Source organism: Nocardia kruczakiae NBRC 101016 (assembly GCF_001612965.1).
Lineage (GTDB): Bacteria > Actinomycetota > Actinomycetes > Mycobacteriales > Mycobacteriaceae > Nocardia > Nocardia kruczakiae.
The window spans coordinates 13,698-34,843 of record NZ_BDBL01000054.1; the positions used below are offsets into that span (position 1 = coordinate 13,698).

A 21,146-nucleotide genomic window follows, 5' to 3' on the forward strand; every position below is an offset into this window, starting at 1 on the left:
CTGCTCCCTCGTCCCGCGGATCGTCGCCGACCAGCATGGAAGCTATGACCGAGACACTCGCCGAACCGACGCTCGTCCTCGACCGCCCGGACTCGCGCCCGACCGCCGGGTCGGTGCTGCGGGCGATCCTGCGCGCCCCGTTCGAGGCGCGGACCTGGAAAGAGCTGGCCTACCTGGTCGTCGCCGCGATCCTGGGCTGCCTGGTGCTGGTCTATCTGTTCGCCGGCTACGGCGTGGGGCTCTACAGTTCGATCCTGATCATCGGCGTTCCGCTGCTGGCCGGCGTGCTGCTGGCCGGCCGGATCTGGGGACGGATCTACCGCGCGGTGGGTGCGACGCTACTGAGCGCCGATCTGCCGGCGCCGCCGGACTTCACCGCCCGGCCCGGATTGGTGGGCTGGTTCCGCAGTGTTTTCACCGATCGCACCGCGTGGCGGGCGCTGGTCTTCCTGGTCGCCGAGGCGGTTCTCGGTGTGTTCGTCGGATATGTGGTGCTGACCGTTATCGCGGTGACGGTCTTCACCGCGATCTCCCCCGTCCCGTGGGCCGTCTTCCACCCGGTCAATGTGGATCCGCAAGGGCGCGAACATCATTCACTCGCGCAATTCGGCGACTACTACGTCGAGACCTGGCCGCGGGTGCTCGGTCTGGCGGCGCTGGGGATCATCGGCTGCTTCCTGCTGCCGTGGCTCGTGCGCGCGGTGTGCTGGGCGCATCGCGGACTGATGCTGACGCTGCTGACACCGACCGCCCGCGATCGGCGGATGGTCGAACTGCAGGAGAGCCGGCGCGTCGCGGTCGAGGATTCCGCGGCGACGCTGCGCCGGCTGGAACGCGATCTGCACGACGGCACCCAGGCGCGGCTGGTGAGCATCGCGATGACGCTGGGTCGCGCCGAGGAACGGCTCGCCGCCGGCGCCGATCCGGCCGCGCTCATCGCCGATGCCCGCGCGAGCTCGAAGGATGCCATCGCCGAACTGCGGGAACTGGTGCGCGGCATTCATCCCCCAGCGCTCGAACTGGGACTGGAACCGGCGCTGGAGACACTCACCGCGCGGTGTGCGATACCGGTCGAACTGCGTGTCCACCTGCCGCAGCGCCCCAGTCCGGCGATCGAGGCGATCGCGTACTTCTCGGTCGCGGAACTGCTCACCAATGTGGTGAAACATTCGGGGGCGAGCGCGGCGTGGGTGTCCGTCGCGCCGTCGGGGGCGGACACGATGATGGTGAGTGTGCGCGACAACGGTCACGGCGGGGTGCGCCGGCCCGGTTCGGTCGACCCGGAATCCGAGGCCGATGCCGACGCCCCGACCGAGCGGCTGGTCGGCGGCGGGCTGTCCGGTCTCGCCGCGCGGGCGCGGGCCGTCGACGGCGATCTGAGCGTCGACAGCCCGGTCGGCGGGCCCACGAACATCACCGTCACCCTGCCGATCGCGGGGCCGCAATGAGTACGGCCGAGGCCGCGACCGGTCGTGACGCCGGGGCGCTGCGCATCGTGATCGCCGAGGACAGCGCGATCCTGCGGGACGGTCTGGCCGGGCTGCTCACCGATCGCGGGCACGAGATCGTGGCCATGGTCGGCGACGCGATCCGGCTGAGCGAGATCGTGGCCGAGACCCGCCCCGACGTCGCCGTGGTCGACGTGCGGATGCCGCCCTCGTTCACCGACGAAGGTCTGCTCGCCGCCATCGAACTGCGCCGGAAATTCCCCGGCACCGGTGTCCTCGTCTTCTCGCAGTGGGTCGAAACCCGTTACGCCACCGAACTTCTCGCCGGCGGCGCGGGCGGTGTCGGCTACCTCCTCAAGGACCGGGTGGCCGACGTCCGCGAATTCGTCGACGCCCTGCGGCGGGTCGCCACCGGCGGCACCGCCCTCGACCCCGAGGTGGTGAGCCAGCTGTTCGGCGCTGCCCGGCAACAGGATTCGCTCGCCCGCCTCACCCCTCGCGAACGCGAAGTCCTGGAACTGATGGCCCAGGGCCTCACCAACGCCTCCATCGCCACCGCCCTCACCGTGACCGAACGCGCGGTGGAAAAACACATCGGCAACATCTTCCTGAAGTTGGATCTGCCCCCGTCGGACACCCACCACCGCCGGGTGATGGCCGTGCTGCGCCTGCGCGGATAGCGTGGCGGCCGTTCCGTCGTGAGAAAGTGGCAACGCCAGCCACCACACCGGGAGGTCGTAGCTGACCGGATCCACTTCCGGATAGTCGCGACCGATGACGGGCCGTACTTGCGGCGGGGCCGCAGGCGCGAACTCACGCGATGGCTGGGGGACCGTTGCGGCCGGTTGGCCGAAACGTGTCTGTCCGTTATGCGCTATCCGGGTCGGGTGGGAGGGGTGGGGCCTATTCTTGAGGTATCCGCGGGGTGGTGGAGGCGGTTATGGACCACGTACGCATTCTTCGGACCGTGCTCGGGGTGACGGTCGGGTATGTGATTGTGCTCGGGCTGTGGTTGGGGTGGGTGCATCAGCACACGCCGCCGGGGACCGAGCCGTATCAGATCATGGCGTTGGTGGGGGCGTTCGGATCGTGCGTGGGGATCGGGATGCTGCTGGCGCAGCGGCCGACGCGGTCGGATCGACGGTTGTTGCGGCACGGACTGGAGGGGTGGGCGACCATCGAGCGGGTGCATCCGCTGCAGTACACCGATCACCACACGGAACTGACCGAACTCGATCTGGAGCTGACGGTTCCGGGGTCGGAAACCTATCGGGGCACGGTCGTTTTCGACGTCGCGCCGATCGACCGGCCGAGAATGCATGTGGGCGAGACGATTTCGATCAGGGTGGATCCGGCCGACCGTGATCGGATCATGCTATGCCTGTGAGCCGCCCACGCGGCGTGCAATGGCGGTGTGGCTCAGTCGAAGTCGGTCGGCGCGGTCAGCAGATACTGGGCGCCGGCATAGGTCGCGAGGATGACGGCTTCGCTCGCGCGGCGCGAGCGGGACGTGCGCGCGAACAGGCGACGCAGCACGATCAGGCCGTCGGAGAGCGTGAACAACAAGGCGCCCAGGGCGAGGCGACTGCGCGGATCAAGTGCCGGAACCACTGTTCCGGCAACGACTTTCGCACCGGGAGCCAATGCCGGGTCGGAGGCGAGAGTCGCCGCCGTGCCCAGCGTCGCACCGTAGGCGGTCAGCGGCGCGGCGATCCGAGGCGCACGCGCCCGCAACAGAGTGGCAGCGCCGAGCCACGCGAACACCCGCGGCGCCGCGACCATCGGATGCGGCCGCGCACCGCGTCGCCACCAGAGCGCCGAATATCCGCACTGCATGACCGCGAAGGCGGATGCGCCCGCGACCAGACGGCGGTCGTCGTCGGGATCGATCAGGAGTATGTCGCCGACGGTGGCCGCCGCCAGGGATCCGAGCAGCAGCGCCCGGTCGGAGTCCGCCTCGGCGCTCGTCCCGCTCGCGGCGCGCCCCGCGTGCACCGCATCGGCCGCCAGCAGGGGCATGAGCAGCGGTTTCGTCGCCCACTGCCACCGATCCCGCCCGGTGGCCGCACCGAGCACGGTGATCACGGCGGCACCGACATAGGCCGCACGAAACGGTCGCGCCATTCGGAATCCGTCCTTCTCACTCGTCCGCGACGGCTGGAGACCGGGTCGCGACCGGCCTGCTCAGAAGCTGGGTTCGATCAGAAGCTGGGTTCGATCGGCTTGGGCGGGAGGGTGACCACCTGCCCGGCGTAGCTGAGCCCGGCGCCGAAGCCGAGCAGCAGGGCCAGTTGCCCGCCCTTGGCCTTGCCGGTCACCAGCATTTCCTCCATGGCGAGGGGGATGGACGCGGCGGAGGTGTTACCGGTGTTCTCGATGTCGTTGGCCATCGGGATGTCGTCGGCGAGGCCGAGGTTCTTCTTCATCAGCTCGTTGATGCGGGCATTAGCCTGATGCGGCACGAAGACCTCGATATCCTCCTTGGCCACGCCCGACACCTCCAGCGCGGTCGACAGGGCGCGGGGCAGAGTGACCGCGGCCCAACGGAACACTCGCGGCCCCTCCATCCGCAGCGCCATCCGGCCCACCGGCTCCACCTCGGGGTCGGTGCCCTGCAGTCGCTCGGCTCGGTCCATGTAGTCGAAGAAGTTGACGTCCTGGGAGATCGCCTCGGCACTCTCTCCGTCGCTGCCCCATACCGTCGGGGAGATGCCGTTGACCTCGCTGGGGCCGACCACGACGGCGCCGGCGCCGTCACCGAAGATCATGGCGGTGCCGCGGTCGGTCGGGTCGAGGCCGACCGTCATCGTTTCCGCGCCGATGACCAGCACGTATTCGGCGGAACCGGCCCGGATCAGGTCGGCCGCCACACCGAGGGCGTAGCCGAAGCCGCCGCAGCCGGAGGTGAGGTCGAAGGCCGGGATGCCGTTCATCCCCAGATCGAAGGCCACCGAGGGGGCGCCGTGCGGGGTGAGCTTGAGCCAGCTGGAGGTGGCGAGGATCAGCGCGCTGATCTTGGTACGGTCGATACCGCTGTTGGTGATCGCCCGCTCACCGGCGGCCGCCGACATGGAGCGCAGGGTCTCGTCACCGCTGATCCAGCGACGATTGCGGATGCCGGTCCGCTCGAAGATCCACTCCGGGGTGGAATCGAGAACCTCGCAGACGTCGGCGTTGCTGACGATACGTTTCGGCCGGTATGCCCCGATGCCGAGCATCGCAACGTTCTTGCGACCCTCGTTCACTGCAATGCTCACCACAGGAGACTCACTCGACCCTTCACACTGTCGGACACAAGACCAGCGTCCAGGCTAACCCAGGCCCGAATGTCACCCCAGAGCCAGATCCTTCAGGCCCAGAATGGAGCGGTACTCCAGTCCCTCCGCGGCAATCACCTGGTCGGCGCCGGTCTCGCGATCGACCACGGTGGCGACGCCGACCACGGTCGCACCCGCCTCGCGCAGCGCCCGGACCGCGGTCAGCGGCGAATTGCCGGTGGTCGTGGTGTCCTCGACGACCAGCACCCGCTTACCGGAGATCTCCGGCCCCTCGATCTGCCGCTGCATGCCGTGTGTCTTGGCGGCCTTGCGCACCACGAACGCGTTCAGCGGGCGGCCGGGTGCGTGCAGCATCGCCAGCGCCACCGGATCCGCGCCCATGGTGAGCCCGCCGACGGCGTCGAATTCCCAGTCCGACACCAACTCTCGCAGCAGAGTGCCGATCAGCGGCGCCGCCTGATGATGCAGGGTCGCCCGGCGCAGATCGACATAGTAGTCGGCCTCCTTACCGGAGGACAGGGTCACCCGGCCGTAGACGACGGCGAGCTCCCGGACCAGCTCGGCCAATCTGTCGCGGTCGGTGGTGGATTCGATCATGTGGGTTTATGTCCTTCCCCGTGCGTTGAACATGCCTCGGTTGAGCCGGGTCACCAGAGTCCGCGGGATCAGCCCGGCGACGGTGGTGAGCGCCTTGTACTGCACCCCGGGCACGCTGATCACCCGGTCCTTCTCCAGATCCTGCAGCGAACCGGACACCACCTGCTCGACGTCGAGCCACAGGGGTTTCGGTAGCGACGACATCTCGATTCCGGCGCGCTCGTGAAATTCCGTGTGCACGAATCCCGGGCACAGCGCCTGCACCCGGACCCCGGTCCCGGCCAGTCCGCCGGCCAGACCCTCGGTCAAGGATATGACGTAGGCCTTGGAGGCCGAATAGGTCGAGCCGCGGCCCGGTACCAGCCCGGCCACACTGGCGACATTGACCACCGACCCCTTGGCGGCGGCGATCATCGGCGGCAGTGCGGCACGCGTCAATTGCAGCACTGCGGTGACATTGACATCCAGTTGGGCCTGCAATTCCCGCGGTTCCACGGTCCAGAACTCACCCGAGATACCGAAGCCGGCATTGTTGACCAGGAAGTCCACGCCCGCACCGAGCCGCTCGGCCACGGTCTCGCGGTCGTGCGGCCGGGCCAGATCCGCGGCCAGGATCTCGCTGCGGGTATCGAAGCGGTGCTGCAGTTCCGCGGCGAGGGCGGTCAGGCGTTGCTCGTCGCGCGCCACCAGCACCAGGTCGTAGCCGAGGGAGGCCAGCCGGGTGGCGTAGCCCTGGCCGATACCGGAGGTCGGTCCGGTCACCAGGGCGACCGGACGGGTGGCGCCGGGGAGGCGGGCGGCCCCCGAGTCTGCGGGGCTATCGGTCATGGGTCGTCAACCACCTAGTGTCGGGCGGATAATCCCGGCGCCCGGACATCGGTTCGTGAACCGGACCGGTCACCGCGGTGCGGGGCCCTGATAGGGACGGAACCCCGGATGGAACGGACCGCCCGGACGCTGCGGCGGCTCGTCCTCGGCGTGCGGTTCGTCGAAATCCTCTGCGGCCGAATCGGTTTCCTCGTCCTCAAGGAATTCCTCGGCGGGCGGCCAGTTGCGGCGGACCCGGTTGCGGGGATCCGGCACGACCGCGAGCGCCGGGCGGCGCGGAGGCTGCTGCTCGGCCTCGCCCGCGAGATCGCCGACCGGCGGGGCGATCACGCCGCCCTCGCGATCCATCGCATCGGATGCCGGACGCTCGCCGGAGTCGCGCGTATCGCCGGGCCGGGGACCGGCCGGCGCGTCGGTGCCGCCGCGCCGGGTGTCCGCGCGGTCGATGCCGTCCACGTCGTCGTGTGCGAAACGGCCCTGGCCGCCGCGTGCTTCGGCGTCCCGAGGCCGCGGTGCGCGCTCGTCGCGGAAATCCTGATCGTCACCGAACCGGTCGTCACCGATCCGGTCTCCTCGACCGCGCTCGTCCTCGAACCGGCCCTCGAATTCGTCGTCGAAGCGCTCGAACCGGTCGCCGCGGCGATCGTCGTAGTCGTCGAAGTCGTCGCCGCGGGCCGGGACGATCGCCTCGTCGCGGTAGCGGTCGCCGTACCCCCGATCCGCTTCGCCCGGTTCGTCGGAGGCCTTCGGACGCGGACGACCGAGATCGTGCTGATCGGATTCCAGGCGGCCGCGGTCGCCACCGGCCACCGGCGGCAGCACATGCAGCAGACCCGAGAGCCGCAGCACGGAGTCGATCGCGGCTTCCCAATCCTTGGCCACGGTGCCGACCGGCAGCATGCCCAGCGTCCAGTTGCCCTCACTCCACAACTGCTGCACGGTCGTCGGCAGCGTCTCGATGAAGTGGACCATCCGCTGGTCGACGGCGTGGCGAGCGACGTCCGGATTGGTCGCGAAGACCACGCGGTCGCCGATCGCGCCGAGCAGTTCCAGGTCGGCGTCCTTGGGCGGGGAGGCGGTTTTGAGGCGCAGGTCGATATCGATGTCCGAGCCGATCTGGCGGCGCACGGCGACCAGCGTCGCGGCATCCTCCAGATCGAACAGAACGAACTTCTCGCCCTTGCGATTACCGGAAACCACATCGATCGCGGACAGATACCCCAGTTTGGCCATCGCGCCCCGCCGCCATGTCGATGCCAGCGAAGGTTCGACCGAAACGTAGGTGTATCCCTGGGATTTGGCCCAGACCTGCCGTACGTGTCCGGTCCGCTGCCGCTGCACGCGATCGAAATACAGCAATACGATCGCACCCACCAGTGCGATCGCCGCGAGGCCGAACCAGATTGCTGCTGTCATCGCACCCGAGTCTAGTGGGTTCGGGTGCGATTGCTCGCGCCCGTTCGTCCCGCGGTTCGCGCCCGCGGTCCGACGTCACACGCTCGATCGGCCGCGCCACACTCACCGCGCCGGTGCGGTTGCCGAAAACCGTTGTGGGGCGGAGTCGGCCGCCGCGGGGAGGAAGGTACGCAGCAGCGCGGCGACCACGGTGGGGTGGGTCACCGGCGGCGTGTGCGAGACACCGTCCAGCAATTCCAGCGGCTCCGCGGCCGGTAGCGCGGCGGCGAGGGCGGCGCCGGCCGCAGCCGGAATCGGCAGGTCGGCGGCGCCGTGGACGACCAGCGCCGGGACGGTGATTTCGGCGAGCCGGTCGGCGATTGCGTCTGCGCCCATCAGCACACCGACGGCGCGAGCCAGCCGATCGGCAGGCTGCCGTTGTAACCGCGACAACCAGTGGCCGACCGCCTCGGTCTCACCCAGCAGCAGATCGAGGACGGCGCCGCCGGTCGCCGCGACCGCACCGGCGGCGAACCCGTCCCGGATTCGAGCCATTTGTTCCAGCGCCGGGCCCGGGAACGGATCCGCGGCGGTATCGATGAGCGTCAAGCTCCGGATACGTCCGGGGTCGAGCAGAGCGGCCCGCAGCGCGGTGAATCCGCCCTGCGAATGGCCGACGACATGAGCGGACGGCACGTCGAGCGCGTCGAGAATGCTGAGGCCATCGCGCGCGGCGTCCCAATACGTGAAGGGCAGACCGTCGTCCTCGGTGTCGCCGTGCAGGCGGAAATCGAAGCGAATGCAGCGGTAGCCGGCGAGGCCGGAGACGACGCCCTCCCACATGGTCGCGTCCATGAGGTTGCCGTGCAGGAAGAGAACGGCGGGGCCGGTGCCGCCGGAGTCGCGGAGATGGAAGCGTTGGCCGCGAGTAGCGAGGGTTTTCATCATGCTCCTATGTGGTCGGATATCTCCATCCCACTCCGCGCATGACGAGCCGACGAGGTAGTTTTACGACCGGTTATGGTCGAAACAGGTCAACACGTCCTCGGCGTCGGCTATGCGCCCACCGCCGCGGGCCGTGCGGTCGAGCTGCGGCGCCTCCCGGAGACGGACGTTTTCCGAGGTGCGGTGCGGCGCCGGCCGGTCCGCCCGGATTTCCACGTCGTCGGTGTGATCACCGGTGGCGGAGGCCGGCATGCCGTCGACTTCCGCCCGGAAGATCTGACCGCGGGCACGGTGTTCTGGTTGCGGCCCGGACAGGTGCACCGAGTGTTCGACGCCGACCGGCTGCACGGAACGGCGATCCTGTTCACCCCGGACATACTCGCCTCCGGCACTCGGGTCGCCACGTTCGCCGACGATGCGGTCCGGCCGAGCCGATGGGGGGTGGATCCGCGGGATCCGCTGGTCACGACCGCACTGCGGCATCTGGAATTGGTGCTCGGCGTACCGTCGTGCGCTCGCGATATCGCCGACGCGCTCCGCTTGGCGCTCACCCCGCTCGTCGCCGCGGCCCCGGGCGCCGCACCGGACGCCGGGCCGGTGCCGGCGGTCTTCGCGCGTTTCGCGGCCGTGGTCGAAGCCGAATTTTCCCGGCGCCATCGGGTCGGCGACTACGAGCAGGCGGTGCACGCCGGGACCAAGACCATCGATCGGTCGGTGCGCCGGGCCAGGGGGATCAGCGCGAAGCGGTATCTCGACGAACGACTGGCGCTGGAAGCCCGCCGCCGCCTGGCCACCACCGACGTCACCGTCGCGGCGCTGGCGCGCGAACTCGGTTTCTCCGAAGCCACCAACTTCGTGAAGTTCTACCGACGCATGACCGGCGCCACCCCCGCCGCCATGCGGCAGTGATGGCGCAACCCGCCGCAGCAGACCGGATCAGCGCGGCAGCTGGGTGCTGATGATGATCTTCGCCTTGATGGACCCGTCGGGGTTCTTGTCTCCCTGCACGACCACCATGTCGCCCTGTTTCAGATCGGACACCTTCCCGGTGCCCATCGAGATGACCTGGGTGTCCGCATCGGTGTGCACGGTGACCGCGTTGCCCAGCAGCGACTGCAGCATGATGGTCGTCCCGTCGTTGCTGTTCACGGTACCCATGGTCGCGCCGAGGCCGTCGATATCGCCGAGCCCCGGGAGCTGCGGGAGGCTGGGTTGCGCGCCGCCGGACGGGTTGGGCGGCACCACGGGGACGCGCGTCGGCGCGGGCCGGCCGGTGGCGGCCGCATCGGAGGACGAGGAGTCGTTGCCGGCGAGCAGCAGTCCGGCGGCGATCCCGCCCAGGACCACCAGGACGAAGACGGCCGCGGTCAGCGCGATCCACAGCCCGGTGCGGCTGCGGCGCGGTGGTTCGACGGGCAGCCCGGTCGGCCCGACCGCTCCCTGCGGGGCGGCGGTGCCGGGAGCGCCGGAACCGTAAGGGGGGTATTCGCCGGGTTCGCTGTACCCGGATTCGTACGCGCCCCATTGGCCGTCGTAGGGCGGAAGTTCGCGGGTCGCGTTCGGCCCGGGTGATTGTTCGAAGTACTGGCCCTGATATTCCGGGTGGGACGGGAATTCGTAGGGCGCGGTGTGTTCGTAGGGGCCGGGATGTCCGTAGGGACGAGTGCTCTCGTACGGCTCGGGGCTCTGACCGTACGCCTCCGAGTATTCCGTCGTGTGTGACGCGCCGTCGTCCGGATGCCGGCCCGATGCGCCGAGCTTCTCGGTCGGCGTATCGGGCGAATCCGGACGCTGCGCCCACGGGTCGCTCGGATTCGTCATGCCAACCAGGGTAGGTGCAGATCGGCGTTGCTTCAGCGAAGTGCGCCAACCGGTGGATGGGGGCGGGCGCGACCGGGCCGATACGCCGAGGGCGCGGTGTGCGATCCACTCACACACCGCGCCCCGGAGTCGAGCCCCGAATCGGGCCCGGTCGTCACCGGCCGACGATCAGCCCGTCGCCGTCGGGCGCGACGTTGACCTTCACCAGATCGCCGTCGGTGACCTCACCGGCCAGCAGTTCCTTGGCCAGCGAATCGCCGATGGCCTGCTGGATCAGCCGCCGCAGCGGCCGGGCGCCGTAGACCGGGTCGTAGCCGCGCACGGCCAGCCAGAACCGCGCCGAATCGCTGACGTCCAGCTTCAGCCGCCGCTGCGAGAGCCGCTTCTGCAGTTGCGCCAGCTGGATGTCGACGATGTGCTCGAGCTGTTCCTCGTCGAGCGCGGAGAACATCACCACATCGTCGAGGCGGTTGAGGAATTCCGGCTTGAACGCCGAGCGCACGGCGTTCATCACGAACTCCTTCTCGCCGCCGGCACCCAGGTTGGAGGTGAGGATGAGGATGGTGTTGCGGAAGTCCACCGTGCGGCCCTGACCGTCGGTGAGCCGTCCTTCGTCCAATACCTGCAGCAGGATGTCGAAGACGTCGGGGTGCGCCTTCTCGATCTCGTCGAACAGCACCACCGTGTACGGCCGTCGCCGGACCGCCTCGGTGAGCTGGCCGCCCTGGTCGTAACCGACGTATCCGGGCGGGGCGCCGACGAGGCGAGCCACCGAGTGCTTCTCGGAGTACTCGCTCATATCGATGCGGGTCATCGCCCGTTCGTCGTCGAACAGGAAGTCGGCCAGAGCCTTGGCCAGCTCTGTCTTACCGACACCGGTCGGTCCGACGAACATGAACGAACCCGTCGGCCGGTTCGGGTCGGCGACCCCGGCCCGGGCGCGGCGCACCGCATCGGAGACGGCGGTGACGGCCTCGGCCTGTCCGACGACCCGATGGCCGAGTTCCTCTTCCATCCGCAGCAGCTTCTGGGTTTCGCCCTCGAGCATGCGGCCGACCGGGATGCCGGTCCACGAGGAGACCACTTCGGCGATGTCGTCCGGTCCGACCTCCTCCTTGAGCATCACCTCGTCCTCGAGGCTGCCGCTGCCTGCCTTGCCGGCATTCTTCTCGGCTTCGGCGAGCTGCTTCTCGAGCTGCGGGATGCGGCCGTAGCGCAGTTCGGCGGCCTTGCCGAGATCGCCGTCGCGTTCGGCGCGCTCGGATTCACCGCGCAGCGCCTCCAGCTGTTCCTTGATCGTGCGGACCGAGTCGATGGCCTGCTTCTCGTTCTGCCAGCGCGCCATCAGCTGGTTCAGCTTCTCGCGGTCGTCGGCCAGCTCCTGGCGCAACTTGTCGAGTCGCTGCTTGGACGCCTCGTCGGTTTCCTTGGCGAGGGCGACCTCCTCGATCTCGAGGCGGCGCACCGCCCGTTCGACCTCGTCGATCTCGACGGGCCGCGAGTCGATCTCCATGCGCAGCCGGGAAGCCGACTCGTCGACCAGGTCGATGGCCTTGTCGGGCAGGAAGCGGGAGGTGATGTAGCGATCGCTGAGGGTCGCGGCGGCCACCAGCGCGGAGTCGGTGATCCGCACACCGTGGTGCACCTCGTAGCGTTCCTTGAGTCCGCGCAGGATGCCGATGGTGTCCTCCACCGACGGCTCGCCGACCAGCACCTGCTGGAACCGCCGCTCCAGGGCGGCGTCCTTCTCGATGTGCTGACGGTATTCGTCGAGCGTGGTCGCACCGACCAGACGGAGTTCACCGCGCGCCAGCATGGGTTTGATCATGTTGCCGGCGTCCATGGCCGATTCGCCGGTCGCGCCGGCGCCGACGATGGTGTGCAGTTCGTCGATGAACGTAATGATCTGTCCGGCACTGGATTTGATCTCCTCCAGCACCGCCTTGAGCCGTTCTTCGAACTCACCGCGATATTTCGCGCCGGCCACCATCGCGCCGAGGTCGAGCGAGACCAGTGTCTTCCCGCGCAGCGACTCCGGAACGTCGCCGGCGATGATGCGCTGGGCCAGCCCCTCGACGATGGCGGTCTTACCGACACCGGGTTCGCCGATGAGCACCGGGTTGTTCTTGGTACGCCGGCTCAGCACCTGCACCACGCGCCGGATCTCGGTGTCGCGGCCGATGACCGGATCGAGTTTGCCCTCGCGGGCGGCGGCGGTCAGATCGGTGGAGTACTTCTCCAGCGCCTGATAGGTGCCCTCGGGGTCCGCACTGGTCACGCGGGTGTTGCCACGTACCGCGGTGAACGCCTCGCGCAGCGCGTCGGCGGTGGCGCCGTACTTCAGCAGCAGCTGCGAGACGTCGGAATCGCCCTCGGCCAGCCCCACGACGACGTGCTCGGTGGAGACGTACTCGTCACCGAGTTCGGTGGCGAGGCGCTGACCGGCGGTGATCGCGGCGAGCGCTTCCCGGCCGAGCTGCGGCTGAGTGGTCGCGCCGGTCGCGCGGGGCAGCCGGTCGACGATGTCCTGTGCCTCGCGCCGCACGGTTGCCGGGTCGACCGCGACAGCCTTGAGCAGGGGGGCGGCGATGCCGTCGGTTTGATCCAGCAGCGCCACCAGCAAGTGAGCCGGACGAATCTCCGGATTTCCGGCGGCCGAGGCCGCCTGCAGGGCCGCCGTCAGGGCAGCCTGAGTCTTGGTGGTGGGGTTGAACGAGTCCACGATCACCTTCCTACGGTCGTCTCGCGTGGTTGTCGGTCAGGTCCGCGCGGGCCGCACGAACTCTTCTGGACAGTTCAACGCGGTAGGAGTTGAGTCTGTTCCGCTCAAGTTTGACATATTCTCCGAACCTGCGGCCAATCGTTTCACCCTCGGCGGATCTGGGTAAAGTGATCCGCTCATCACCGTACGACCACGGTTTTTTCGGGGATACTGGTCCGCGGAGGCCGACGACACGGCAGTTGTGGTCGGACACATTGAAGGAAAGGAAGCTCGACGTCGTGGATGCGCGTTCGGCAGCGCTGGTCCGCGCCAACTTCCGATCGATCGTCGAGGCGCCGCAAGGGCCCGAACGACTGATCGGCGCGTTTTACAGGCATCTGTTCGCGGAGGCTCCCGGCCTGCGCGACTTGTTCCCGCACACGATGGATATGCAGCCCAAGCGGGTGTGTACCGCCATCCAGTTCGTGCTGGATCATCTGGAGAACTGGGATCGCGCCCAGGGGTTCCTGGAACAGTTGGCTCTCGACCACCGCAAATACGGTGTCGAGGCGGCACATTACGATGCCGCCGGACGCGCGTTGCTCGCCGCCTTCGTCACCTACAACGGCCCGCTCTGGACGCACGATCTGGAAGACGGCTGGCGCGATATCGCGATCCTCATCTCGGCCTCGATGGCCATCGGCGCCAATTCCGACACCTCGCGACCGTATTGGGAAGCGACGGTGGTCGGCCATCGGCGCGTACTCGACGACCTGGCTATCGTGCGCCTGCAGTCCGACGAGCCGATCCCCTATCAGGCCGGCCAGTACGTGCCGGTGTCGATCCCGCAGCGGCCGAAGATGTGGCGGTATCTGTCCCCGGCCATTCCCACGAACCCGTACGGCGAGATCGAATTCCACGTCCGCAAGGTCCGCACCGGATGGGTCAGTCCCGCGATCGTCGGTGAAACCGAGGTCGGCGACACCTGGTTGATCGCCGGACCGCTGGGTGGCCTGCACATCGACACCGAATCACAGCGCGATGTGCTGATGATCGGCTCCGGCACCGGAATCGCGCCGCTGCGTGCTCAATTGATCGAGATGGGCCGGCGCGGCGTCAACCCGCGCGTGCACTTCTTCATCGGCGGCCGCTATCCGTGCGATCTCTACGACGTGGAGAACATGTGGCAGCTGTCGCTGAGCAATCCGTGGCTGACGGTGGTGCCGGTCTGTGAGAGCGATACGAATCCGTGGTGGCATCCGCATCCGCCCGCCGATCCGCCCTACGGCATGCATCGGCGGCTGATCGGGAATCTGGGCGCGGTCGTGGCCAGCTTCGGTTCATGGTCGGATCGCCAGATCCAGATCGCCGGATCGGCGCGGATGATCGCCGATACCAAGCGGGCGCTGCTGGCGGTCGGCACCCCCGAACACATCATCGCCGCCGATCCGGTGTGAGGGGCAATCGGTAGGCAACCGGGCCTCCGCGGCGTACCTTGGTGGGCGGGTCCGCACGCACGGGACCGGGCCCGGCACAAGACTTTTCGGACGCGGCAGATATCCCGCGGATCACAGGAGGAACGGTGACGTTGGGGCCGGATGAGACCGGAGAGATTCGGCTGGACGCGCCGACGGAATGGTCGTCGACCGTCGTCGGACACCATCGGCTGCGCCACGATCTCGCGGTGGTCCGGTTGATCGGCGAATTCGTCCCGTTCGAACCGGGCCAGTCGGTCGAGGTCCAGATTCCACAGCATCCGGGTATGCGACGCCGGTTGTCGCCCGCACTGCCGCCCTCCCTCGACGGCAAACTGGAATTCCACGTCCGCACCGTCCCGGGCGGATGGTGCAGCGGATCGATCGTCACCGAAACGGCCCCCGGCGACGAGTGGCGGATCAGTGCCCCGGCGGGGTGGCTGAGCGTCGATCCCGGCACCACCGACCTCGTGATGATCGCCGGCGGAACGGGTTTGGCGCCGATGCGCTCACTGCTGCTGGATCTGTCCCGTCGCCCGCAGCCGCCGCGCACGCATCTGTTCATCGGCGGACGCAGCCCGCGCGACCTCTACGCCTCCGACATGCTCTACCTGCTCGCCGGCGAGATGCCCTGGCTGACGGTGATCCCGGTGGTCGAGAAGGCCGAGGATCCGAATTGGGTCGACCAGTGGTACGAGAGTTGCCGCGTGGATGTCGGATTCGATGTCGACGAGATGCTCGAGGGCACGCTGGCCGATGTGGTGGGCGATATGGGCCCGCTGCTGCACCACCAGGTCCTGGTGTGCGGCTCACCCGGAATGACCCAGGCCACGCTGGAAGTGCTGGTCAATACGGGCACGCCGGCGGAGGCGATTCGCTTCGACGGGCTCTGACCCGCCCCGGGACCCGCTTCGGCCTGGCGTCTAGAGCAGCGGATCGTGGCGGATGTTCTCGGTGGGCGTGCCCGCCGCCATCAACCGGAATTTGGTGGTCTGCACCGTACTCGGAGATCCGACGATCTGGACATCGCAGTCCGACCAATCGCCGCCGCGAGCCACGACGGCTCCGATCTGTCCCGTTTCACGCGGCGCTATGCCCGGAAGATCGGGTTCGACACGCTCGGGATGGTAGTACCACCAGGGGTTGTCGTCGCTTTCGGTGACCGGAACGACGGTGAGCCACTTGTTCGCGACGGCCAGTTCGCTCAGCGTCGGCAGATCGTAGAGATCGCACGGATGGTGTCCGCCGACGAACAGATGAACCTTCGGATTGGATCTACGTCGGGACATCGCCAGCAATTGCGCACGCAGCGGCGCGATTCCGGTGCCGCAGCCGACCATCAGCATCTTGCGACGCGTATTGCGCGGCACCCCGAGCCCGCCCAGCGGCGCCCCGAGCAGCCACTGATCGCCGATCGCGGTGTGCCCGACCATCGCCGGACTCACCCAGCCGCCGCTGACGCTGCGAATATGGAATTCGATCTCACCCTCGGGATTCGCCGGAATCGCCGGGGACAGGTATCGCCACATCCGCGGGCGGGCCGGAATCTGCACGCTCACATATTGTCCGGCCGCATAGGACATGGGCTGGTCGAGCCGCAGCCGCACGACGACCAGATTGCACAGCACCTCGCGATGTTCGACGACGGTTCCGGTCCATACCGGCGGCGTCGTCTCCAGTTCGGCGGCGCCGATCATCGTCTCGGTCATCAGCCCGAGGCCGGCGTCCCAGGCCTGCTCCACCTCGTCGGTCCACAATTCGGTCCCGGCATGGGCGCGTAAGGCGCTTTTGAGCGAATTGCCCACGGCGGCATAATGTTCGGCGACCACGCCGTATTTGCGATGGTCGCGACCGAGCTGGGCCAGGAAGGGCAGTAGCTGCTCGGGCTCCTCCAGCCGGTCCACGGCATAGCCGATGGCCTTGACCAGCCGGTCGCGCTGCACCTCCAGGGCGGCGGGGAAGAAGTCCCGGAGCTGCGGATATTCGGTGAAGAGCAGGGCGTAGAAGGAGCGGGCGAGCTGTTCGGGGCCGCCGTCCTCCGCGGCCACCGCCTTGAACGTCGTTCTGATCAACGCGACGGTCCGCGAATCCATCTGTCCACAACCCCATTTCGCACGTCGAACACGGGCCGGCCCGGTGAGCGCGGTGCTGCCGGACACGCGGCGCAGCCGATGGAGACCGAGTGTAGGCGAGGTTTGCCAGGCGCGGGACGCACTGATGGAACAACAGGGAGGTAATTCGGCCGAACCAAGGTCCGCGGGTGTGTAGGCCCCTGGAAACCGACTCAAAGACCGTGACACGCCATGTATTTCGGCCTGTTCGGGAGTGGTTGTGCATGACCCGATACGCGATTTTCAGATTTGCCGGTCGCATGCTGGGCAATCGTCCGGCATCCAGATACGCGAACAGCGCCCCCGATCGGGGGCGCTGTCGCACAGTGTGTTCGACGCCGGCCGAACCCGCTTACCGCCGTTTGTTGCGCGGCTGCCACACCACCAGTGCGGTACTGCGTTGCGGTGGAGCGAGATCGGGCCGGTGCCCGGCGCGCAGGCGGTCGACCTCGGCGGTCAATTCACCCACCCGCTGCTGCAGCGCCTCGACCTGATTGGTGAGTTCGATGATCCGCTTGATCCCGGCCAGGTTGACGCCCTCGTCCTGGGACAGGCGCTGCACCTCGCGGAGCAGTTCCACATCCCGTGACGAATAACGCCGGCCGCCGCCGGAAGTGCGTTGCGGCGTAACCAATCCCAGCCTGTCGTAGGTCCGCAGCGTCTGCGCGTGCATTCCCGCCAGCTGAGCCGCCACCGAGATCATGAAGTACTCGGTGCCGGTTGCCCGATTCTTCGGATCACCGTTCATTTACGCACCTGCCCAACCTGCGCGCGGGTCGAACCCGCCGGCCTTCTCCGCCTCCGCGTAACGCCGTAGCGCTTCGGAGGCTTCGTCGTCCAGCTTCTGCGGTACCGCGACCTTCACCGTGACCAGCAGGTCACCGGCGCCGCCGCCGCGCTTGGGCACACCGCGCCCGCGCACCCGCAGCGTCCGGCCGTCGGCGGTGCCGGGTGGCACCTTCACTCCGACTCTGCCTTCCAGTGTAGGCACGGAAACCGTTGTACCCAACACCAATTCGCTGTAGCTGACCGGCAGCACCAGGGTCAGGTCGTCGCCGTTGCGGCCGAAGACCTTGTCCTGGCTGACGTGCACGGTGACGAACAGGTCACCCGCCGGCGCGCCGCGCAGGCCCGCCTCGCCCTGACCGGCCAGCCGGATCCGCTGCCCGTCGCGCACCCCGGGCGGGATGCGCACCGTGATGGTGCGGGTCCGGTTCTGGATACCGGTGCCGTGACAGTCGGTGCAGGGATCGTCGATGATCGAGCCCGTTCCACGGCAGTCGTCGCAGGGTTCGCTGAACCCGAACGCGCCCTGGTTGCGGCTGATCACGCCGGACCCGTTGCAGTGCGGGCACACTCGCGGGCTGGTGCCCGGCTTGGCGCCGCTGCCGTGACAGGTCGTACACGGCGACGGACTGGTCATCCGCAGCGGAACGGTCACGCCCTGGGCCGCTTCACGGAACCCGAGAGTCGTCTCGGTCTCCACATCGCTGCCCCGTCGCGGGCGCGACGTGGTCCGTGTGCCGCCGCGGTTGAACAGGCCGCCCAGGATATCCCCCAGACCACCGTCACCCGCGCCGGCGGCCGCACCCCCGAAGATGTCACCCAGGTTGAATTCGTTGGAGAAGCCGCCACCGCCGGTGTAGCCGCCACCCGGTGCGTAGCCGCCGCGGCCGAAACCGCCGCTGGCGAACAACCGCCGGGCCTCGTCGTACTCCTTGCGCTTCTCCGGATCGGACAGCACGGCGTGCGCCTCGCTGACCGCCTTGAAGCGCTCCTCGGCCTTGGTATCTCCCGGATTCTTGTCCGGATGCAGATCCCGGGCCAGTTTCCGGTAGGCCTTCTTGATCTCGTCCTGGGTCGCGCCGGAGGAAATACCCAGCTCTTTGTAGAAGTCCTTTTCCAGCCACTCCCGATTCACCGGGCATCTCCTCCTTCCGTCACGTTGCGCGACTGTGTGTTACTCGGCACCGTCGGCATCTCGGCCGGCATTCGCAGTGTCCGACGAGTCGGACAGATCCGCTACCCCATCGGTGACTCCGACCAGCGCATGGCGCAGGACGCGGTCGCCGAAGCGGTAACCCTTACGCATGACCACCCCGATCACCGGGTTGTGTCCCTCACCCTCGTGCTGCACGGCCTCGTGGAGGGTCGGGTCGAAAGGTTCACCCTCGGCACCGAATTCCTCGAGGCCCTGCTTCTGCAGCGCATCGGCGAGCTTGTCCGCGACCGACTTCAGCGGTCCGGACTCGAGATCGCCGTGGGCACGGGCACGATCCAGATCGTCGAGCACACCGAGCAATTCGGTGACCACCGCGGCCTTGGCCGAATCGATGGCGGCCTTGCGGTCGCGATCGACACGGCGGCGATAGTTCGCGTACTCCGCGGTCAGCCGCTGCAGATCGGCAGTGCGCTCCGACAATTCGGCGCTGATGCTGTCGGCGAGGGCGTCACCCTCGGCGGCGGGGGCCGCGGCGGAATTCGCCGCGGCCTCGCTCACATCACCCTGCGGAGCGGACGGTTTCCCGTCCTGGTCGATCTTCCGGTTGTCGACGATGGTGACCGGCTCCTCTTTCGGGTTCTGTTCCGTCACTTCTTCTCCGGCTCTTCCACGACCTCTGCGTCGACCACGGTGTCGTCACCGGCGGACGCGTTGCCCGCGCCGTCGGCGGCGGCGCCACCCTCGGCGGCCGAAGCCTCGTAGATCGCCTGGCCCAGGGCCTGCGATTCGGTGGCCAGCTTCTCCACCGCGGACTTCACCGCGGCGATGTCACTGCCCTGCAAGGCCTGCTTGGCCTCGGCGATGGCCGCTTCGACCTTCTCCTTGGTCTCGGCCGGCACCTTGTCGGAGTTGTCCGCGATGAACTTCTCGGTCTGGTGAACCAGCGACTCCGCCTGGTTGCGGGTCTCCGCCTCCTCGCGACGCGACTTGTCCTCGGCCGCGTGCGCCTCGGCGTCCTTGATCATCCGGTCGATCTCCTCCTTGGACAGACCGGAGCCGTCCTGGATCTTGATCGTGTTCTCCTTGCCGGTGCCCTTGTCCTTCGCGGTGACGTGAACGATGCCGTTGGCGTCGATGTCGAAGGTGACCTCGATCTGCGGCACGCCGCGCGGGGCCGGCGGGATGCCGGTCAGCTCGAAGGAGCCGAGCAGCTTGTTGTGCGACGCGATTTCGCGCTCACCCTGGAAGACCTGGATCTGCACGGACGGCTGGTTGTCGTCGGCCGTGGTGAAGGTCTCCGACCGCTTGGTCGGGATGGTGGTGTTGCGCTCGATGAGCTTGGTCATCACGCCACCCTTGGTCTCGATACCCAGCGACAGCGGGGTCACATCGAGCAGCAGGACGTCCTTGACCTCACCCTTGAGCACACCGGCCTGCAGGGCGGCGCCGACGGCGACGACCTCGTCCGGGTTCACGCCCTTGTTGGGCTCCTTGCCGCCGGTCAGTTCCTTGACCAGCTCGGAGACCGCGGGCATACGGGTGGAGCCACCGACGAGCACGACGTGGTCGATGTCCTTGACCGAGATACCGGCGTCCTTGATCACCGACTGGAACGGCGCGCGGGTGCGGTCCAGCAGATCGGAGGTGATCTTCTGGAACTCGGCGCGAGTCAGCTGCTCGTCGAGGAACAGCGGGTTCTTCTCCGCGTCCACGGTGATGTAGGGCAGGTTGATCGAGGTGCTCTGCGAGGAGCTCAGCTCGATCTTCGCCTTCTCGGCGGCCTCACGCAGACGCTGCAGGGCCATCTTGTCCTTGGTCAGGTCGATGCCCGAGCTGGCCTTGAACTTGTCGACCAGCCAGGTGACGATCCGGTTGTCCCAGTCGTCGCCACCGAGGTGGTTGTCACCGGAGGTGGCACGAACCTCGACGACGCCCTCGCCGATTTCCAGCAGCGAGACGTCGAAGGTGCCGCCACCGAGGTCGAAGACCAGGATGGTCTGCTCTTTGTCGCCCTTGTCCAGGCCGTACGCCAGCGCGGCGGCGGTCGGCTCGTTGACGATGCGCAGGACGTTCAGACCCGCGATCTGGCCGGCCTCCTTGGTGGCCTGGCGCTGCGCGTCCTCGAAGTAGGCGGGCACGGTGATCACCGCGTCGGTGATCTCCTCGCCCAGGTAGGACTCGGCGTCGCGCTTGAGCTTCATGAGGGTACGGGCGCTGATCTCCTGCGCCGTGTACTTCTTGTCGTCGATCTCCACGGTCCAGTCCTCGCCCATGTGGCGCTTGACGGACTTGATGGTGCGATCGACGTTGGTCACCGCCTGGTTCTTGGCCGGCTGCCCGACCAGAACCTCTCCGTTCTTGGCGAACGCGACGACCGACGGGGTGGTGCGCGAACCTTCCGAGTTGGCGACGACGACCGGCTCACCGCCTTCGAGAACAGCGATGACCGAGTTCGTGGTCCCGAGGTCGATACCGACCGCACGAGCCATAGTGGTTCCTCCTAGGTGATGTAACTGTGTGTGGTGCAGGGCGGCCCTGCGCGCGGCACTTGTTCGTGCCGGTCGGACCTCGCCCCTGACACCGCACGGAGCACGGTCCTCAGCAA

19 protein-coding genes are annotated in these 21,146 nt (G+C 68.0%); 6 read left to right on the forward strand and 13 right to left on the reverse strand.

Annotated elements, in window-relative coordinates; all coding sequences use genetic code 11:
• The first annotated feature begins 44 nt into the window (after window positions 1-44).
• The 3 genes from NK1_RS29420 to NK1_RS29430 all read left to right on the forward strand — a co-directional run bounded on the left by NK1_RS29420 (window position 45) and on the right by NK1_RS29430 (window position 2,835).
• Window positions 45-1,448, forward strand: a complete 1,404-nt coding sequence (locus NK1_RS29420; RefSeq protein WP_245660923.1) for a sensor histidine kinase — start codon at window positions 45-47, stop codon at window positions 1,446-1,448.
• A complete protein-coding gene (locus tag NK1_RS29425; protein WP_084461755.1) occupies window positions 1,445-2,128 on the forward strand; it encodes a response regulator transcription factor in 684 nt (227 codons plus the stop codon). Before NK1_RS29420 ends, NK1_RS29425 begins: the two co-directional genes overlap by 4 nt.
• A 260-nt stretch (window positions 2,129-2,388) precedes the next feature.
• A complete protein-coding gene (locus tag NK1_RS29430) occupies window positions 2,389-2,835 on the forward strand; it encodes a DUF3592 domain-containing protein (RefSeq protein ID WP_036506520.1) in 447 nt (148 codons plus the stop codon).
• Window positions 2,836-2,867: 32 nt separating this feature from the next.
• Here NK1_RS29430 and NK1_RS29435 read toward each other — a convergent pair whose 3' ends face one another.
• The 6 genes from NK1_RS29435 to NK1_RS29460 form a co-directional block, all read right to left on the reverse strand.
• Complete coding sequence (locus NK1_RS29435; RefSeq protein ID WP_063013971.1) at window positions 2,868-3,572, reverse strand: lysoplasmalogenase family protein; 705 nt, start codon at window positions 3,570-3,572, stop codon at window positions 2,868-2,870.
• Between the two features lie 77 nt (window positions 3,573-3,649).
• Entirely contained in the window at window positions 3,650-4,708 is a 1,059-nt protein-coding gene (locus tag NK1_RS29440) for a beta-ketoacyl-ACP synthase III (protein WP_063013973.1), read from the reverse strand.
• A gap of 69 nt (window positions 4,709-4,777) precedes the next feature.
• Complete coding sequence (gene pyrE / locus NK1_RS29445; protein WP_036506528.1) at window positions 4,778-5,323, reverse strand: orotate phosphoribosyltransferase; 546 nt, start codon at window positions 5,321-5,323, stop codon at window positions 4,778-4,780.
• Window positions 5,324-5,329: 6 nt separating this feature from the next.
• Complete coding sequence (locus NK1_RS29450) at window positions 5,330-6,151, reverse strand: SDR family NAD(P)-dependent oxidoreductase (RefSeq protein WP_063013975.1); 822 nt, start codon at window positions 6,149-6,151, stop codon at window positions 5,330-5,332.
• 69 nt (window positions 6,152-6,220) lie between these two features.
• Window positions 6,221-7,567 (reverse strand): TtfA family protein, encoded by a 1,347-nt coding sequence (locus tag NK1_RS35910; RefSeq protein ID WP_063013977.1) that lies wholly within the window; start codon window positions 7,565-7,567, stop codon window positions 6,221-6,223.
• A 102-nt stretch (window positions 7,568-7,669) separates the two neighbouring features.
• The gene (locus NK1_RS29460) at window positions 7,670-8,494 is read right to left on the reverse strand and encodes an alpha/beta fold hydrolase (protein ID WP_063013979.1); all 825 of its coding nucleotides are present in this window, start codon (window positions 8,492-8,494) and stop codon (window positions 7,670-7,672) included.
• 72 nt (window positions 8,495-8,566) lie between these two features.
• On the opposite strand from NK1_RS29460, the gene NK1_RS29465 reads away from it, so the two are divergent.
• The gene (locus tag NK1_RS29465; protein WP_063013980.1) at window positions 8,567-9,400 is read left to right on the forward strand and encodes an AraC family transcriptional regulator; all 834 of its coding nucleotides are present in this window, start codon (window positions 8,567-8,569) and stop codon (window positions 9,398-9,400) included.
• A gap of 27 nt (window positions 9,401-9,427) precedes the next feature.
• Here NK1_RS29465 and NK1_RS29470 read toward each other — a convergent pair whose 3' ends face one another.
• A complete protein-coding gene (locus tag NK1_RS29470; protein WP_063013982.1) occupies window positions 9,428-10,312 on the reverse strand; it encodes a DUF5666 domain-containing protein in 885 nt (294 codons plus the stop codon).
• A gap of 154 nt (window positions 10,313-10,466) precedes the next feature.
• Window positions 10,467-13,034, reverse strand: coding sequence for an ATP-dependent chaperone ClpB (gene clpB, locus NK1_RS29475; RefSeq protein ID WP_063014010.1), 2,568 nt, complete (start codon window positions 13,032-13,034; stop codon window positions 10,467-10,469).
• Between the two features lie 278 nt (window positions 13,035-13,312).
• Between clpB and NK1_RS29480 the strand changes: the two genes are divergently transcribed.
• A complete protein-coding gene (locus NK1_RS29480) occupies window positions 13,313-14,470 on the forward strand; it encodes an FAD-binding oxidoreductase (RefSeq protein WP_063013984.1) in 1,158 nt (385 codons plus the stop codon).
• A 125-nt stretch (window positions 14,471-14,595) separates the two neighbouring features.
• Window positions 14,596-15,381, forward strand: a complete 786-nt coding sequence (locus NK1_RS29485; RefSeq protein ID WP_084461758.1) for an FAD-binding oxidoreductase — start codon at window positions 14,596-14,598, stop codon at window positions 15,379-15,381.
• 30 nt (window positions 15,382-15,411) lie between these two features.
• Here NK1_RS29485 and NK1_RS29490 read toward each other — a convergent pair whose 3' ends face one another.
• The 5 genes from NK1_RS29490 to dnaK form a co-directional block, all read right to left on the reverse strand.
• Entirely contained in the window at window positions 15,412-16,581 is a 1,170-nt protein-coding gene (locus NK1_RS29490) for a globin domain-containing protein (RefSeq protein ID WP_063013985.1), read from the reverse strand.
• A gap of 370 nt (window positions 16,582-16,951) precedes the next feature.
• Window positions 16,952-17,347, reverse strand: coding sequence for a heat shock protein transcriptional repressor HspR (locus NK1_RS29495; RefSeq protein WP_036506537.1), 396 nt, complete (start codon window positions 17,345-17,347; stop codon window positions 16,952-16,954).
• The gene (gene dnaJ, locus NK1_RS29500; RefSeq protein ID WP_063013987.1) at window positions 17,348-18,520 is read right to left on the reverse strand and encodes a molecular chaperone DnaJ; all 1,173 of its coding nucleotides are present in this window, start codon (window positions 18,518-18,520) and stop codon (window positions 17,348-17,350) included. It abuts the gene before it with no gap.
• A 39-nt stretch (window positions 18,521-18,559) separates the two neighbouring features.
• Window positions 18,560-19,192 carry a nucleotide exchange factor GrpE gene (gene grpE / locus NK1_RS29505; protein WP_063013989.1) on the reverse strand — a complete coding sequence of 211 codons (633 nt, stop codon included), beginning with the start codon at window positions 19,190-19,192 and terminating at the stop codon, window positions 18,560-18,562.
• Window positions 19,189-21,030 (reverse strand): molecular chaperone DnaK, encoded by a 1,842-nt coding sequence (gene dnaK, locus NK1_RS29510; protein ID WP_036506545.1) that lies wholly within the window; start codon window positions 21,028-21,030, stop codon window positions 19,189-19,191. The genes grpE and dnaK overlap by 4 nt, the downstream gene beginning before the upstream one ends.
• Window positions 21,031-21,146: the final 116 nt, after the last annotated feature.

Bases quoted from the DNA above. Each gene is read 5' to 3' on its own strand.
- NK1_RS29420 (WP_245660923.1), top strand. From the start codon at position 45: ATGACCGAGACACTCGCCGAACCGACGCTCGTCCTCGACCGCCCGGAC.
- NK1_RS29425 (WP_084461755.1), top strand. From the start codon at position 1,445: ATGAGTACGGCCGAGGCCGCGACCGGTCGTGACGCCGGGGCGCTGCGC.
- NK1_RS29430 (WP_036506520.1), top strand. From the start codon at position 2,389: ATGGACCACGTACGCATTCTTCGGACCGTGCTCGGGGTGACGGTCGGG.
- NK1_RS29435 (WP_063013971.1), bottom strand. From the start codon at position 3,572: ATGGCGCGACCGTTTCGTGCGGCCTATGTCGGTGCCGCCGTGATCACC.
- pyrE (WP_036506528.1), bottom strand. From the start codon at position 5,323: ATGATCGAATCCACCACCGACCGCGACAGATTGGCCGAGCTGGTCCGG.
- NK1_RS29450 (WP_063013975.1), bottom strand. From the start codon at position 6,151: ATGACCGATAGCCCCGCAGACTCGGGGGCCGCCCGCCTCCCCGGCGCC.
- NK1_RS35910 (WP_063013977.1), bottom strand. From the start codon at position 7,567: ATGACAGCAGCAATCTGGTTCGGCCTCGCGGCGATCGCACTGGTGGGT.
- NK1_RS29460 (WP_063013979.1), bottom strand. From the start codon at position 8,494: ATGATGAAAACCCTCGCTACTCGCGGCCAACGCTTCCATCTCCGCGAC.
- NK1_RS29465 (WP_063013980.1), top strand. From the start codon at position 8,567: ATGGTCGAAACAGGTCAACACGTCCTCGGCGTCGGCTATGCGCCCACC.
- NK1_RS29470 (WP_063013982.1), bottom strand. From the start codon at position 10,312: ATGACGAATCCGAGCGACCCGTGGGCGCAGCGTCCGGATTCGCCCGAT.
- NK1_RS29490 (WP_063013985.1), bottom strand. From the start codon at position 16,581: ATGGATTCGCGGACCGTCGCGTTGATCAGAACGACGTTCAAGGCGGTG.
- NK1_RS29495 (WP_036506537.1), bottom strand. From the start codon at position 17,347: ATGAACGGTGATCCGAAGAATCGGGCAACCGGCACCGAGTACTTCATG.
- dnaK (WP_036506545.1), bottom strand. From the start codon at position 21,030: ATGGCTCGTGCGGTCGGTATCGACCTCGGGACCACGAACTCGGTCATC.